Below are 15,658 nucleotides of genomic sequence, written 5' to 3'. Positions count from 1 at the left end.
GCTCCCTCGTCTGAAGTTACGACAACCTCAGTCTGGCACATCGATGCCGTTCGGGGGCCGTCCACCCCATCATTCCGGGGCGCACCATCGGGTCGGCCCTTGCCGGCCCGATGGTGCGAACCCGGAATCTCGATGTTGGGGCGGAAGGCGGTAGCGCAGGACGCTTCGGGATTCCGGGTTCGCGCGCAAGGTGCGCGCGCCCCGGAATGACGGTGGTGGGGCGAGGACGGGCGCGGCGATGCTAACTCTTGGTGATCGTATCGATCTCCGCCATCTCCTCCGGCGTGAGCTGCCAGCTTGCCGCCTTGACGTTCTGCTCGATCTGCTCGGGGCTGGTGGCGCCGGCGATGACGCTGGAGACTTGCGGGCGACCGGCGAGCCACGAGAAGGCGAGATCCAGCAACGATTTGCCGCGGGCGTCGGCGAACGCCTTGAGCTTGTCGACTATGTCGAGATTGGCCTCGGTGAAGTAGCGGTCGCGGATCGCCGGCATTTTGGCAAAGCGGGTGTTGGCGGCGATCTCGGCGCCACGCTGATACTTGCCGGTGAGCAAGCCGCTGGCGAGCGGGAAGAACGGCAACAGGCCGAGCTTGTATTCTTGCGCGGCCGGCAGCAGGTCCTTTTCGATGTCGCGGACGACGAGGCTGTATTCGTCCTGGCACGACACGTAGCGATGGGTGCCGAGCGCGTGCGCAACGTATTCGGCCTCGGCGATGCGCCAGGCCGGGAAGTTGGAATTGCCGATATAGCGCACCTTGCCGGCGCGGATCAGGTCGTCGAGGGCGCGCAGCGTCTCGTCGATCGGCGTCAGCGGATCGTAATCGTGCTGCTGATACAGATCGATGTAGTCGGTCTTCAGCCGCGTCAGGCTGGCCTCGACGGCGGCGACGATGTAGCGCCGCGACGCGCCCTGCTTGCTGCCGTCGGCGGCCATCGGCTTGCTGAATTTGGTCGCCAGCACGATGTCCTTGCGGCGATCGCCCAGAACGTTGCCGAGCACGGTTTCGGAGCCGCCCTGGCCCGCATAGATGTCGGCGGTGTCAAACAGCGTGATGCCGAGATCGATCGCCTTGTAGATCACCTTCTTCGAGGTGTCGGGATCGGTGCGCTGGCCGAAATTGTTGCAGCCGAGGCCGACCAGCGACACGCGCAGGCCGCTGCCGCCGAGATTACGAAGTTGCATGATGTGTCCTGTGCGAGCCGCGAGAGCGCCGATTGTGGCCCGCGTGGCGCGCCGGAGCAAGGCGGCCAACGCTCGCCAGCCCTGCGCGTCGCAGCTGCGCCGAGTTCAGGCCGGTTCGAATTGCGCGCCAGCTTGCGGCGCCGCAACACCGGGCCGCGGCGCGATCGCGCCCTGCATGCCGGCGCGGCGCGCGGCTTCGCACATCCGCCGCACCGACGTTTCGGCGTCGCGCGCGATCGCCTTGCGATCGGACGTGTGCAGGATCGGCTCGCCCCAGCTCACGGTGACGTCGATTGCGCCGGCCGACAGCAGGCCGATGAAATGCGGGATCAGTTCGGCGTCGCCGTACCACGCCACGCGATCGCGCAACTCGCGGCCGATCGGCAGGCCGCCGAAGCCGGTGTAGGTCACGGCCATCGGCTGCACGCCGACCGTGGTGTCGCTGTCGTCGCCGAGCGCGTGATGTACCGCGCCGATCAGCGCCGAGCGGAACGGCAGCACGCGGCTGCCATCGCTTGAAGTCCCCTCGGCGAACAGCACGATGGCTTCGCCGGCCTTGAGCCGCGTGCCGATCTCGGCGGTTGCCGCGCCGGTGCGGTGACGGGCCTGGCGATCGATGAACACGGTGCGCTGCCACTTCGCCAGCGCGCCGAACACCGGCCAGCCGGCGACCTCGCTCTTGGCGACGAACGACACCGGCGCCATCGCGGAGATCACACAGATATCCAGCCAGGAGACGTGATTGGCGAGGATCAGCACCGGGCCGGTGCCGCTGCGGCGACCGACCTGACGGATGCGAACGCCGATCAACCGGCAGACGATGCGGTGATACAGATGCGGGATGCTGCGCTGAATGCGCCAGCCGTAGCGCAGCGCCAAGATATGCAAGGGAAGCAGCGCCAGCGTCAGCGGCACCACGCAGGCAATTACCAGGACAAAACGGATCATCGCAATATCGTCCGCTCAAAAAGGTGCGGCCCCGGTCAGACGCGGCGACTGACGGGGACCGCTGGGGACGCTGATCGGCGACGGGGGGTCACGATCAAACGCAGCATTAACCTATCGGTAGTTTGTTACATGGCGGTGACGCAGCCGACCGATCGCGCATGCGATTCGGCTTTGCCGGCGCATCATGTCGCCGCTGATCTTCGCCGCCTGACCGCGCTACGTCAGCGTGTTGCGATGCTGCGCCCGATACAGTCGCGGCGTGGTGCCGACCGCCTTGCGGAAGGCGCGGTTGAAATTGGCTTGCGACGAAAATCCCGTCGCATAGGCGATCTCGGCGAGCGACTGGCGGTCGGTGGCGAGCATGCGCTTGGCGAGATCGAGCCGCTGCCGGCTGACATATTCGTGCGGCGCGCAGCCGGTCGCGGCCTTGAAGCTGCGTGAAAAATGCGCCGGGCTCATGCAGGCGATCGAGGCGAGATCGTTGACGCTGAAGTCGCGCTCGGCCGACGTGCTGATGAAATCGGTGACGCGCGCCAGGCGTCGCGCATCGAGCGGCCGGTTGCTGCCCTGCGTTTGCCTCAGCCGAACGGCGGTGTCGGCATAGCTGTGCACGAGATGCGCCGACAGCGCGCGGCCGAGGCTCTCGATCAGCAGGCGCCCGGTCGAGGATTCGTGCGTGAGCTCCTGAAGGATGCGGTCGGCGACGTGCTCGATGAAGATGTCGTGGTCGATCGCCTCGTAGCGGATCGCGATGCCGGCCGGATCGATGTCCATGTCCTGCAGCATGGTGTCCTCGAACGGCCGCCCGGGCAGGAAGATGTGCAGGCACTCGTGCATCGGGCTCTCGACCCGGATGAAATCCTCGCGGATTCCCGCCGGGCACAGCCACACCGTGCCGCGCCGGCCATGGGTCCGCTGCCGCATCCCGGCGCCTTCGCGGTCGACCACCGACGAGCCGCGCAGCAGCACGGCAATTTCGGTGTCGCGCGGCAGGAGCGACGGTAGGTCGCCGGATTCGTGGCTCCATCTCTCCGCCAGCAGGTTGGACCAGCGCCGGTCGTTCGAAGTCTGGAGCATTCTGCCGTTGACATATTTGTCGACAGAATTGCCGAGCATCCCCATCGTGAATCTCCACAGATTGACGCGAGTGCAGGCAAGAGCAGTCCAGGTAAGCAATTACCATGCCACGGACGGGGGCTGCCGTCCACGGCAGATTTGGAAAACAACCAAGCAGGATTGGAAAAGCAACGTGGCGCCGGGTGCCGCATCCTTGCGCAGGTTCTGAACGTGCACACGGAGGAGACACATGGCCCGGACCACCGTCGTAGGCGCCTGCCCGCACGATTGCCCCGACACCTGCTCGATCCTCACCACGGTCGAGGACGGCAAGGCGATCGCGGTGCGCGGCAATCCCGATCATCCGTTCACGCGCGGCCGGCTGTGCGTCAAGGTCAACAACTACGAAGAGCGCGTCTACAGCGACAAGCGCGTGCTCTACCCGATGAAGCGGGTCGGGCCCAAGGGCAGCAAGCAATTCCAGCGCATCAGCTGGGACGAGGCGATCGACACCATCGCGTCGCGCTGGAAAAAGATCATCGCCGAAGACGGCCCACAGGCGATCCTGCCCTACAGCTATCTCGGCACGCAGGGCGTCATCAACGGCCTCAATGTCGGCGACCCGCTATTCAACAAGCTCGGCGCCACCGTCCTGGAGCGGACGTTCTGCGATTCCGGCTCGTGCACCGCCTATATGATGACGATCGGCCACACGCCGGGCGTCGATCCCGAGAGTTTCGTGCACTCGAAGTACATCATTCTTTGGGCCTGCAACACGCTCAGCACCAACTCGCATCACTGGCCGTTCATCGAGCAGGCCAAGAAGAACGGCGCCAAGCTGGTAGTGATCGACCCGGTGAAGACACGCACGGCGCGGCTGGCCGATTGGCACATCCCGATCCGTCCCGGCACCGACGCGGCGCTGGCGCTGGCGATGATCCACGTCATCATCAAGGAGAATCTGGTCGATCGCGATTACATCGACAAATACACGGTCGGCTACGACGAACTGGTGGAGCGCGCCGCCACCTACACGCCGGAATTTGCGTCACAGGAGACCGGCATTCCGGTCGAGGACATCCTCAAGCTGGCGCGCGAATACGCCACGACGCCGCCGGCGGTGGTGCGGATCGGCGTCGCGGTCGAGCGCCACGCCGGCGGCGGCCAGACGGTGCGGGCGATCGCCTGCCTGCCGGCGCTGATCGGCGCCTGGAAACACGTCGGCGGCGGGCTTTTGCAGCTGCCGATCTGGGCCTTCCCGGTGAAGTGGGAAGTCTTGATGCGGCCCGAACTCGCGCCCGAAAATATGCGCGTGCTCAATTCGTGGCGGCTCGGCCGCGCGCTCAACGGCGAACTCGGCTTCGATCCGCCGATCAAGGCGATGTTCGTCTACAACGCCAACCCGATGGCGATGGTCACCGAGCAGGACAAGATCGAGAAGGGGCTGGAGCGCGAGGACCTGTTCACGGTGGTCAGCGATCACTTTATCACCGACACCGCGAAGTACGCCGACATCGTGCTGCCGGCGACCACCCAGCTCGAGCAGAAGGACATCATGTTCTCCTGGGGGCATCTCTATCTGTCGTACAACAATCAGGCGATCGAGCCGCTCGGCGAGGCGGTGCCGAACACCGAGCTGTTCCGGCGTCTCGCCAAGGCGATGGGTATCACCGACCCGGCCTTCTATCGCAGCGACGACGAGATGATCGAAGCCTCGCTGGACTGGAGCAATCCGGTGCTCGAAGGCATCACGCTCGACGACCTCAAGGCGAAGGGCTATGCGCGGCTCAACATGCCGGCGCCAGCCGATTGGGCGCCGCATCGCGAAGGCAACTTCCCGACCGCGACCGGCAAGTGCGAGTTCAAGTCGACCATCACCGGCGGCGGCAATTTTGTCGTGCCGCTGTTCCGTCAAGGCTACAATGGCGATCAGGACGCGACGCCGGTCGATCCGCTGCCGCACTACATCTCGCCCAACGAAAGCGCCCGCACCGCGCCGCAGCTGGCCGAGCGCTATCCGCTCAGCCTGATCTCGCCGAAGAGCCACGCCTTCCTCAACTCCAACTACGGCAATCTGCCGGCGCAGACCGCGCAGGCCGGCGAGGAGCAGGCGGTGATCCTCAATCCCGACGATGCGGCGCATCGCGGCATCGAAGCCGGCGCGCCGATCCGCGTGTTCAACGATCGCGGCTCGTTCGAAGCCTATGCGACGGTGTCGGCCGACGTGATGGCGGGCGTCGTGGTGGCGCCGTCCGGCTATTGGCAGCGCTCCAACCGCAAGGGCGCCACGGTGCACGCCTTGACGCCGCCGGCCTTCGCCGATCTCGGCCGCGCACCGACGTTCTCCGACGTGCTGGTGCAGGTCGGGCGGATGTAGCTCGGCTCTCGCCGATCGAGGCCGACGCCGCGCGGCGTCGGCTGTTGTCTTGTCTCACCACTGGAATTTCGACGATGACCCACGTCGTGACTGATAATTGCAAGGGCTGCCGCTACACCGAATGCGTGACAGTGTGCCCGGTCGAGTGTTTCCACCTCGACGGCAGCATGACCTATATCGACCCGGAGAACTGCATCGATTGCGGCGGCTGCGTGCCGGCGTGCCCGGTCGGCGCGATCGAGCCGGACTATCGGCTGGCCGCCGACAAGAAGTATTGGATCGCCGTCAACCGCAAGCGCGTCGCCGAAACGCCGGTGATCACTGCGCGGCTGCCGCCGCTGCCCGGCGCCGACGAACGCAAGGTCGCGCTCGGACGATGAGCGCCCCGTTTCAAATTGCCATTGTCGGCAGTGGTCCGAGCGGCTTCTACGCGGCCGAGGCGTTGCTGCGCTCCGGCGTGCCGATCGCCGTCGACATGTTCGAGCAACTGCCGGTGCCGTACGGCCTGGTGCGCTACGGCGTGGCGCCCGATCATCCCAAGCTCAAGCTGGTCAGCATCACCTTCGACAAGATCGCGGCGCTGCCCGGCTTTCGCTTCGTCGGCGGCGTCAGCGTCGGCGACGACGTGGCGATCGGCGACCTGCGCGCGGCCTATGACGCCGTGGTGCTGGCGACCGGCGCCGATCTCAGCCGGCCGCTCGGCATTGCGGGCGAGACGCTGCCGGGCTGTTATTCCGCCGGTGATTTCGTCGCCTGGTACAACGGCCATCCCGATCATCGCGACCACCGCTTCGATCTCAGCCACGAGGTCGCCACCATCATCGGCCACGGCAACGTCGCGCTCGACGTCGCCCGCATCCTGTCGAAGACCGCCGACGAATTGCGCCACACCGACATTGCCGCGCACGCGCTCGAGGCGCTGGCCGAGAGCCGCGTCCGCGAAGTCCATGTCGTCGGCCGCGGCGGGCCGGCGCAGGCCAAGTTCGGCGCCAAAGAACTGCGCGACTTTCTTGACCTCGCGCAATGCGGCGCCTTGGTCGATCCGCGCGACCTCGCCGATCTGCCCGAGACGACCGACGATCCGGAGCGAGCCGAGAAGCTGGCACTACTGCGCACCTTCGCGGCGCAAACGCCCGCCAAGCCGCGGCGCTGCATCTTCCGCTTTGGCCTGTTGCCGATCGCGATCGACGGCGAGCAGCGTGTCGAAGCGATCCGCTTTGCCGGTCAGGGTGGCGCAGCGCAGCAGATCGCCTGCGGCGCCGTCTTCAGCAGCATCGGCCGGCGCACCGCCCCGATCGCCGGTGTGCCTTATGATGAGCAGCGCGGCGTGCACGCCAATGTCGGCGGACGCGCCGCCAATGGCAACGAGGTCGTGACCGGTCTCTACGTCTGCGGCTGGAGCAAACGTGGCCCGAGCGGCACCATCGGCACCAACCGCGCCTGCAGCCTCGCGACCATCGAGGCGGTCCTCGCCGACCTTTCCACGCGCGCGCCGCAGCGCGCCGGCGATCCCGACGCCTTGCTGGCACGGCTGCGCCAGCGCGTTGCGCGGCTGGTGAGTTACCAGGACTGGACCGCGATCGATGCCGCCGAGAAGCGGCAAGGGGCCCGCAGCGGCCGGCTGCGCGAGAAATTCGTCAGCGTTTCCGAGATGATCGCCGCGCTCGACGCCGCATCTTGACGCTCTCGCTTGGATCGGTCCCAGCGTCCGAGGCTGCCCAGCCTGCGCGAGGCGTTTGGCAGCTTCCACACATCGCACTGAACGTTGATTGGCGCTCGGCGTTGCTGGTGCCTATCTGAACGGTTCAGCAGCGAAAGGCGACCATGGCACATTCAGCGCTCATCGTCGGTGCCAGCGGCATCGTCGGCAACAATCTCGCGCAGCATCTGCACAAGCAGGGCTGGCAAATCCATGGCCTGGCGCGGCGCCCGCCGCAGCATCTCGAGGGCGTCATTCCGGTGGCCGCCGATCTGCTCGATGCCGCGGCGCTGCAGGCCGCGCTGAAGGATCTACGCCCGAGCCATGTCTTTCTCGCCACCTGGCTGCGTCAGAGCACCGAGGCCGAGAATATCCGCGTCAACGGCGCGATGGTGCGCAACCTGCTGGACGCGCTGTCGCCGGCGGGGTCGGTGCAGCACGTCGCGCTGGTCACCGGGCTCAAGCACTATCTCGGCCCGTTCGAGGCCTATGGCAAAGGCAAGCTGCCGGCGACGCCGTTTCGCGAAGACCAGCCGCGGCTCGATCTGGAGAATTTCTACTACGCCCAGGAGGATGAAGTGTTCGCCGCTGCCAAGCGCGACGGCTTCGGCTGGACCGTGCACCGGCCGCACACCATCATCGGCTACGCGGTCGGCAACGCGATGAACATGGGCGTGACGCTGGCGGTGTATGCCACGATCTGCAAGGAGACCGGCCGGCCGTTCCTGTTTCCCGGCTCGGCCGCGCAGTGGAACGGCCTCACCGACATGACCGACGCGCGGCTGCTGGCGCGCCATCTGGAATGGGCGTCGACCACCGAGGCGGCGCGTAACCAGGCGTTCAACGTCGTCAATGGCGACGTCTTCCGCTGGAGCTGGATGTGGAGCCGCATCGCCGATTACTTCGGCCTGACGCCTGCGCCGTTTCCGGGCGAAGGCGTTCCACTCGAGCAGCAGCTCGCCGACGCCGCGCCGATCTGGCGCGAGATCGCCGCCAAGTATCGGCTCGCCGAAGCCGATCTCAGCGTGCTGAGTTCGGCTTGGCACACCGATGCCGATCTCGGCCGGCCGATCGAAGTCGTCACCGACATGAGCAAGAGCCGCAAGCTCGGCTTTCTCGACTATCAGGCGACCGACGACAGCTTCTTCGATCTGTTCGAGCGATTGCGCGCTGAAAAATTGATTCCGTCATAGGTCTGGCGCCACGCTCAGGCGCAGGGTGCGGTGCGACATTCGCGCGGCGGTTGGTCCGGTGGCGGACACATCGCGACCTAACCGCGCAGGTAGCTGCGACATCGTCGCTGCGAGCAAGCAGCGTTGGCGCGTTGACTGTTGTATTTCCCGCATGGTCCAATCAGGACAACAACAAGATGAGGGAGAAACGCGTGCCAGGCTCGATCAGCAAGAACCGTCGCAGCATTCTCAAGGGCGCGCTCGTCGCAGCGGCGGCACCGGCGCTGATTGGTCCGGCACTGGCGCAGCAGAAGGTCAGCTGGAAGGTGCAGGCGCATTGGCCGAAGGCGTCCGGCTCGTTCAACGACAGTCTCGGCGCGCTCGCCAAGGAGCTTGCCGTGCGCACCGACGGCCGCTTCACGCTCGAGACGTTCGGCGCCGGCGAGATCGCAAAAGACCGCGAGATCTACAACGTTGTGCGCCGCGGCGTGGTGCAGATGGGCACGATATCGCCGGCTTATATTCTCGGTGAGGCGCAGGCGATGGGCTTGCTGTACGGCGTTCCCGGCACGCTGCGCGAGCCTTGGGAGATGATGCACTTCACCAAGAATCTCGGCGTCGAGAAGCTGGTCAATGAAGAGCTGAAGCCGAAAGGGGTGTTGATCTTCGCCGAGAAAGCCTATCCGACCGAAGTCGTGCTGAAGCGCAAGATCAGCTCGGCCGCCGAGCTCGCCTCGCTGAAGATTCGATCTGCCGGCTCGATGCTCGAGTATTTCGCCGCCGCCGGCGCCTCACCGCAACAGGTCGCCGGTCCCGAGATCTATCAGGCGATTTCGACCGGCGTGGTCGACGGCGCGCATTGGGGCGCCGCGGTCGGCGCGCTGTCGATGAAGTTCTGGGAAGTCGCGCCGTTCCACATGAAGCCGGCTCTCGGCATCACCAACGACGCCTGGATCATCAATGTGGCTGCGCTCGACAAGCTGCCGCCGGATCTCAAGCTGCAGCTGCTGTCACTGATCGAGGAACGTTACTTCCTGCGTTCGGTCGAGTATCAGCACCAGGAGGCGATGGCGCTTGCCACCGGTCGCGCCAAGATGAATGTCGAGGTGGTGAGATTCCCCGACGAAGTGCTGGCGAAGTTCGCCGAAGCGTCGAAGACGATTCTGCAGAAGGAGACCGCGAAGGGCGAGATCGCCGCCAAAGGCGGCACCGCCCTGTCGAAGCTGATGTCGGACCTCGGCTACGTCTGAGCTGTCGTTCTCTGCCGTGAAACGCAGCAGCATCCGTTCTTGCCGCACCACGACCGGACGGATCGGGCCGGGCCGGGCATCGCGCGCTCCGCTCGGCGCCGCGTGCCGAGCCATGAAAGTCACCTTATGTTGAAGATTGCCGCCGCTATTACCCGGCTCAATTACTGGGTCGCACGGATTGCCGCATGGCTGATCGTGCCGATCTTCGTACTGCTGATGGCCGACGTGATCATGCGCTACGTGGTCGGCAGCGCGGCGATCTGGACCTCGGAGTTCGCGCAACTGATCTTCGGCGTCTACGCGGTGGTGGCGGGCGGCTATCTGCTCGCCGAGCGGGCGCATGTCAACGTTGACATCTTCTACGGCAGGTTCAGCCGCGCGCAGAAGGCGAGGGTGGATCTCGCCACCTCGTTCTTGTTCTTCATCTTCCTCGCCGTGCTGATCTGGCAGAGCGCCGACATGGCATGGGAGTCGGCCGCCAAGCTCGAGACCTCGTCGAGTCTCTGGAATCCATATATTTGGCCCGTCAAACTGGCGATCCCGATCGCCGGCGTGCTGCTGCTGCTGCAGGGGCTGGTGCGGATCGCGTCCGATGTCCGCACGCTCGCCGGTCTCGACAACGATCCCGCCACGTTCGGCAAGCAGGCCGGCGACGCTTCCTCTCACTGATCGGGCGATCTCGTGTCTGTCGAGCTTCTGACCTTCCTGTTCTTCGGTTCGCTGCTGGTGTTCCTGTTCATCGGCACGCCGCTGGTGTTCACGCTCGGCGGCATCTCGGTGATCTTTCTGTACTTCGCCATGGGGCCGGTCGGCTTCTACATCGTCGCGTCCAAATTCTGGGACTCGATGACGAACTTCACGCTGATCGCCATCCCGATGTACGTCTACATGGCGATGCTGCTGGAAAAGTCCGGCGTCGCGCAGAATCTCTACCGGATGATGCACGTCTGGTTCGGCGCGATGCGCGGCGGGCTGGCGATCGGCACCGTGATGATCTGTGCGATCTTCGCGGCGATGAGCGGCATCAGCGGCGCCGCGGTGGTGACGATGGGGGCGATCGCGCTGCCGCGTATGCTGGAGCGCGGCTACGACAAGAAGCTGGCGATCGGCGCCATCAACGCCGGCGGCGGCTGGGGCGTGCTGGTGCCGCCGTCGATCCTGATGGTGCTGTACGCGATGCTGATCGAAGTCTCGGTCGGCCGGCTGTTCGCCTCGGGCATCGGCCCCGGCATTCTGCTCGTGGTGCTGGTGACGATCTACATCATCGTGCGCGCCTGGCTGCAGCCGTCACTGGCGCCGGCGCTGCCGCCGGAAGAGCGCGGCGACTGGCGGCTGAAGCTGAGCACGCTGAAGGCCGTGGCGCTGCCGATCCTGATCGTGCTGCTGGTGCTCGGCTCGATCTTCGGCGGCTTTGCGACGCCGACCGAGGCCGCAGCGCTCGGCGTGTTCGGCGCGTTGATTGCCTCCGCGGTGCATCGCAAGCTGACATACGCGGTGTTGTCGGATTCGGCGATGCAGACGTTGCGGCTGACCGCGCTGATCATGTGGATCCTGTTCGCCGCGCACGCCTTCTCGACCGCCTACACCACGCTCGGCGCCAACGAGTTGATGAACCATCTGGTGTCGCAGGTGCCCGGCGGCGAATGGGGCGCACTGATCTTCATCCTGGCGGTGCTGCTGCTGCTCGGCATGGTGCTGGATCCGGTCGGCATCATGCTGATTACGCTGCCGGTGTTCATGCCGGTGGTGCAGCTCTATGGCTGGGATCCGGTGTGGTTCGGCGTCATCTTCATCATGATGATGGAGATCGGCTACATGACGCCGCCGTTCGGCTTCAATCTGTTCTACCTGAAGGCGGTGGCGCCGCCCGAGGTGACGATGGGCGACATCTACTGGTCGGTCATTCCCTATGCGCTGGTGACGTTCCTCGGCGTGCTGATCGTGATCATGCTGCCGCAGATCGCGCTGTTCTTCCCGAACCTGTTCTTCGGGATGCCGCGCTGATCAGCATCGCGTCATGGCCGGGCTTGTCCCGCCTGCGCGGCCGAAGCCGCTTCGGCGCGGCGAAGGCCCGGCCATCCCCGCCTTTTCTGCGTTCCAGTCAGCAAGGCGTGGATGCCCGGCACAAGGCCGGGCATGACGGCGGGGAGGTCAGTGACTACTGGAGAGACCGATTATTGGGCTGGGGACTAACTACTGGCTCGCCGGCGTGACGCGCAGGATGCGGCCGGCGGCGTTGTCGGTGAGCAGCCAGATCGCGCCGTCGGGGCCCTGGCGGACGTCGCGGATGCGTTCATTGAGCGGCTGCAGCAGCCGCTCTTCGCCGGTGACCTTGTCGCCGGACAGTGTCAGCCGCACCAGCATCTTGCCGGCGAGCGCGCCGGTGAACAGGCTGCCGCTCCATTTCGGAAACAACTTGCCGGTGTAGAACGCCATGCCGGACGGCGCGATCGACGGAACCCAGTATTTGACCGGCTGCTCCATGCCGGGCCTGGCCGTCGCCTCGTGGATCTTGGCGCCTGAGTAGTCGATGCCGTAGCCGATCACGGGCCAGCCGTAGTTCTTGCCGGCGCCGATGATGTTGACCTCGTCACCGCCGCGTGGGCCGTGCTCGATCTCCCACAATTTGCCGTCGACGGGGTTGAAGGCGAGCGCCTGCGCGTTGCGGTGGCCCCAGCTCCAGATCTCCGGCCTGGCGCCGTCGCGGCCCACGAACGGATTGTCCCTGGGCACGCTGCCGTCCGGTGCGATCCGGACGATTTTGCCGAGGTGATTGCCGAGGTTCTGCGCCTCGTCGCGGCCGCTGAAATGCTCGCCGAGGGTGACGTAGAGATTGCCGCCGGCGCCTTGAGCGATCCGGCAGCCGTAGTGATTGCCGCTCGACAGCGGGCCGTCCTGGCGGAAGATCACCTTGAGGCCCTCGAGCGCCGGGGCGTCGCCCTCCTTCAGCGCTGCGCGTGCGACGGCGGTGCGGCCGCCGCTGCGTCCAGCGTCGGTAGTGCGCTCGGAGTAGCAGAAGTAGATGGTGCGGTTGGTCGCGTAGTCCTTGTCGGTGACGACGTCGAGCAGGCCGCCTTGGCCGGCGGCCCAGACTTCTGGCACGCCGCTAATGGGTGGCGATAGCGCGCCCTGCGACGACACAACGCGCATTCGCCCGGGGCGTTCGGTCACCAACGCGCGGCCCTCCGGCAGGAATGCCAGTCCCCACGGATAGGCCAGGTTCTCGGCGAAGGTCTTGACCGCCAGCGAACCTGCCGAGGAGGTGAAGGAAGTCGGCTCGCCGCTGCTCTTGGTGGCGATCAGGAACGACGCGATGATCACCGTGGCCGCCGTCAGCGAACCGGAGACCCAGACCAGCAGTGCCTTCATCAGGGCCTCCACACACCAGCAAAGCAGATGCAGCGCACGCCGACGTAACTCGCCGACGGCGCGGATGTTCGAAAGCGCAGCTCAGAGTGAGAATGGCATTGCCATGCTCGCCTCGGTCGAGGCGACGGCCAGCAGCAGGATGACGCTGAGCACGACCACGGCAGCGGCGAGCGACGCCGCGACGGCGCGCATCAACCGGAGTGAACCAAACGGCGTTGAACGCGGAACGAAGCCGGCCTCATGGCCGGACGACCGAAACATGACCAAATCCTCGCAGCAGGGGCGAATCACCGTGCGACGAGAATTTGTAAGCGATTGCAGGCGTTTATGGGGCGCCAGCCGGTCAATCGTGTCGAAAAGACGGCAGAATGACCGCCCGATTGCGGTCTCGGCTACGCTTCGGCGGCGAAATCGGCGTGGCTTAACGGCGCTGGGGCGGGCGTCCAGTCCATTGTGACGAAGCCCGGAGACTGTTCCACGCGCCGCAGCCAGGCGTTCACGGACGGGAACGTCGACAAGTCGAAGTCGCATTGGTCGGCCACGTGAGTGTATCCGTACAGCGCGATGTCGGCGATGGTGAGCTGACCGGCCGCGAAGTAATCATGAGTCTTCAGGTGATTTTCCATCACCTGCAGCGCCGCGTAGCCGCGCTCCAACCAGTCTTCCAGCGCGTGGGTCTGCAGATCGCGGCCGCCCTTGACCAGGCACAGCCAGAAATACGCCGAGCCGATATTCGGCTCCAGCGCATGCTGTTCGAAGAACATCCATTGCAGGGCTTCGGCGCGGTCCATCCTCGTATCAGGGGCCAGCGAGGTGCCGACAGCCAGATACCAGAGGATGGCGTTGGACTCTGCCAGATAGCGGCCCTGTGCGACTTCCAGCAGCGGTACCTGGCCGCTCGGATTCTTGGAGAGGAAATCCGGCGTGCGGCTTTCGCCGCGCAGGATGTCAACCTCGATGCAACGATACGGAGCATCCAGGAACGCCAGAGCCAGGCGGGCCTTGTAGCTGTTGCCGGAGCGCTGCATCGAATAGAGCTTGTACATCTCGGTCGTTTCGCTCGCCTTCGTTGTCCGGGCATCTGCCGACCCGAACGCGGCCAAACAATGATGCCGATAGCGGCGGCTCGCAAGACCCCGGGGTTGGAAAAAGTCCAGCGCTGCTGCGACGCATCAATTGCGGCGCTGCTTTCCGCGCAGGCTCTGCGCTCACACCTGCGCGATTTCGCGGTGATCTTCGGTCGCTGTGGCACTCGCATCGATCGCTCGGCGCAGCGCCAGCGCCAGCAACGCCAGCGTGACCAGCAGGCCGAGCGGGATGGCCACGGCGCCCGCGACGCTGCGCGCCAGCAGCGGTGTGACCCAGGCCCCCGCCAACAGCGAGACTTCGTAACGACGGAAACCGTGATTATAGCCGGCGCTCACCATGAAGGCGATCGCCGGGCCGAGCAGCATCAGGTCGTAGTCGAGCGTGTGCGGGGAGGCCAGCAGGGTCGCGAGCACCAGCACGGCAGCCTTCACGTCGAAATCCTCGCATCGTCGCCACGCCCACATGGTGCTGGCGATGACCGTCAGCGACAGGGCGGTCTGCACCCCATAGGCCAGCGACAAGCTGCCGCCCCACATCCGGATCGCCGCGAAGGCGCTCTGCATCTTCTCGAAGCCAACCTCGCCCTGCTCCAGCAACAGCTTGCGGAACGCTTCGGTCGAGGCCGCAAATGCCGGCCAGATCTCCAGGCCGAACGCCAGCGTGGTCGCTGCCGCCAGAGCGGCGACAGCCAGGATGGCTGAGACGATGGTCCGCCAGCGCCCGTCGGCCAGCAGCGCCAGCGGGATCACCACGGCGAATTGCGGTTTATAGGCCAGCATGGCGAACAGGATGCCGGCGAGGATGGGGCGCGCGCGCAGCGCGCACAGCGCGGCGCCGAACAGCCCCGCCGTGAGAAAGCCGTTCTGGCCATGGCCGAGATTGACGAACACCGCCGGAAATACCGCCGCCGGCGCCAGCCAGACCCAAGCGGCGGCGCCGGCGCGGGCCCGTCGCAGGATGGTGCCGATCACCGTCAGGTAGAAGGCGAAGCTGGCCGCCTGCCAGACTACGAGCGCCAGCCAATAGGGCAGCACGGCCAACGGCGCCGCGATGAACAGGAAGAACGGTGGATACGGCCAGGCGTAATACGGCGTGGCGGTGCCGAACAGCTGCTGCTGGCGTGCATAGTGGATTCCCAGGTCGTAAGCCGCGCTGGCCTTGCCCTCGAGCACCAGCGAACCGGCCGCATAGAAGCTGGAGAAATCGGTGCCGAGCGGCTTGCCGTTACGGTCGATCAGCCCGTCCGACAGCGCAACCCAGCCAATCATCCCGGCCACGCAGATGCCACCCATCAGCAGGCTGTACACCTGGAGGCGCTCGCGGGTCAGCCAGCTGCCGGTCGCAAATCGCTGCCAGAGTTCGGACATTTGGGCTCGTGCGCAAGGAGTCGGCGCACCCTAGCGAGGGCGCTTTAAGCCTTCCTGAACCTGCCGGTATGTTCGACTGGTCGGCGCAAGCGTCTTGCGATGCAACGGCCTGCCGCTTAGTGTAGGACATCCCCGTCAAAAACCGAAG

General features: G+C 65.7%; 14 protein-coding genes. 7 read left to right on the top strand and 7 right to left on the bottom strand.

What is annotated here, in order from left to right; translation table 11 throughout:
- Positions 1 to 241: 241 nt before the first annotated feature.
- The 3 genes from D4Q52_RS24135 to D4Q52_RS24125 all read right to left on the bottom strand — a co-directional run bounded on the left by D4Q52_RS24135 (position 242) and on the right by D4Q52_RS24125 (position 3,208).
- Positions 242 to 1,183: an aldo/keto reductase gene (locus tag D4Q52_RS24135; protein ID WP_119859123.1), complete on the bottom strand. Its 942-nt coding sequence runs from the start codon at positions 1,181 to 1,183 to the stop codon at positions 242 to 244.
- Positions 1,184 to 1,288: 105 nt separating this feature from the next.
- Entirely contained in the window at positions 1,289 to 2,131 is an 843-nt protein-coding gene (locus D4Q52_RS24130) for a lysophospholipid acyltransferase family protein (protein WP_119859122.1), read from the bottom strand.
- Between the two features lie 216 nt (positions 2,132 to 2,347).
- On the bottom strand, positions 2,348 to 3,208 hold the full coding sequence (locus D4Q52_RS24125; RefSeq protein WP_234831315.1) for an AraC family transcriptional regulator: 861 nt from the start codon (positions 3,206 to 3,208) through the stop codon (positions 2,348 to 2,350).
- 229 nt (positions 3,209 to 3,437) lie between these two features.
- On the opposite strand from D4Q52_RS24125, the gene D4Q52_RS24120 reads away from it, so the two are divergent.
- The 7 genes from D4Q52_RS24120 to D4Q52_RS24090 all read left to right on the top strand — a co-directional run bounded on the left by D4Q52_RS24120 (position 3,438) and on the right by D4Q52_RS24090 (position 11,689).
- Positions 3,438 to 5,564: a molybdopterin-containing oxidoreductase family protein gene (locus D4Q52_RS24120; protein WP_119859120.1), complete on the top strand. Its 2,127-nt coding sequence runs from the start codon at positions 3,438 to 3,440 to the stop codon at positions 5,562 to 5,564.
- Between the two features lie 74 nt (positions 5,565 to 5,638).
- Positions 5,639 to 5,944, top strand: a complete 306-nt coding sequence (locus D4Q52_RS24115) for a ferredoxin family protein (RefSeq protein ID WP_119859119.1) — start codon at positions 5,639 to 5,641, stop codon at positions 5,942 to 5,944.
- Positions 5,941 to 7,245, top strand: a complete 1,305-nt coding sequence (locus D4Q52_RS24110) for an FAD-dependent oxidoreductase (RefSeq protein WP_119859118.1) — start codon at positions 5,941 to 5,943, stop codon at positions 7,243 to 7,245. Before D4Q52_RS24115 ends, D4Q52_RS24110 begins: the two co-directional genes overlap by 4 nt.
- 143 nt (positions 7,246 to 7,388) lie before the next feature.
- Positions 7,389 to 8,456: an SDR family oxidoreductase gene (locus D4Q52_RS24105; protein ID WP_119859117.1), complete on the top strand. Its 1,068-nt coding sequence runs from the start codon at positions 7,389 to 7,391 to the stop codon at positions 8,454 to 8,456.
- A gap of 176 nt (positions 8,457 to 8,632) precedes the next feature.
- Entirely contained in the window at positions 8,633 to 9,685 is a 1,053-nt protein-coding gene (dctP, locus tag D4Q52_RS24100; RefSeq protein WP_119859116.1) for a TRAP transporter substrate-binding protein DctP, read from the top strand.
- A 126-nt stretch (positions 9,686 to 9,811) separates the two neighbouring features.
- Positions 9,812 to 10,354 (top strand): TRAP transporter small permease subunit, encoded by a 543-nt coding sequence (locus D4Q52_RS24095; RefSeq protein ID WP_119859115.1) that lies wholly within the window; start codon positions 9,812 to 9,814, stop codon positions 10,352 to 10,354.
- 12 nt (positions 10,355 to 10,366) lie between these two features.
- A complete protein-coding gene (locus D4Q52_RS24090) occupies positions 10,367 to 11,689 on the top strand; it encodes a TRAP transporter large permease (protein WP_119859114.1) in 1,323 nt (440 codons plus the stop codon).
- A 189-nt stretch (positions 11,690 to 11,878) separates the two neighbouring features.
- Here the strand turns inward: D4Q52_RS24090 and D4Q52_RS24085 are convergent, their stop codons facing one another.
- The 4 genes from D4Q52_RS24085 to D4Q52_RS24075 all read right to left on the bottom strand — a co-directional run bounded on the left by D4Q52_RS24085 (position 11,879) and on the right by D4Q52_RS24075 (position 15,510).
- Positions 11,879 to 13,054: a PQQ-dependent sugar dehydrogenase gene (locus D4Q52_RS24085; protein ID WP_119859113.1), complete on the bottom strand. Its 1,176-nt coding sequence runs from the start codon at positions 13,052 to 13,054 to the stop codon at positions 11,879 to 11,881.
- Between the two features lie 81 nt (positions 13,055 to 13,135).
- The gene (locus D4Q52_RS26310; RefSeq protein ID WP_147407850.1) at positions 13,136 to 13,315 is read right to left on the bottom strand and encodes a hypothetical protein; all 180 of its coding nucleotides are present in this window, start codon (positions 13,313 to 13,315) and stop codon (positions 13,136 to 13,138) included.
- 131 nt (positions 13,316 to 13,446) lie between these two features.
- A complete protein-coding gene (locus tag D4Q52_RS24080; protein WP_119859127.1) occupies positions 13,447 to 14,100 on the bottom strand; it encodes a glutathione S-transferase family protein in 654 nt (217 codons plus the stop codon).
- A 162-nt stretch (positions 14,101 to 14,262) separates the two neighbouring features.
- Positions 14,263 to 15,510 carry a glycosyltransferase family 87 protein gene (locus D4Q52_RS24075; protein WP_119859112.1) on the bottom strand — a complete coding sequence of 416 codons (1,248 nt, stop codon included), beginning with the start codon at positions 15,508 to 15,510 and terminating at the stop codon, positions 14,263 to 14,265.
- Between the last annotated feature and the right edge of the window lie 148 nt (positions 15,511 to 15,658).

This window comes from Rhodopseudomonas palustris (assembly GCF_003591005.1).
Taxonomy (GTDB): Bacteria; Pseudomonadota; Alphaproteobacteria; order Rhizobiales; family Xanthobacteraceae; genus Rhodopseudomonas; species Rhodopseudomonas palustris_K.
Note: the sequence above shows the minus strand (reverse complement) of the source record. Positions and strands in the feature narration are given on the sequence as shown.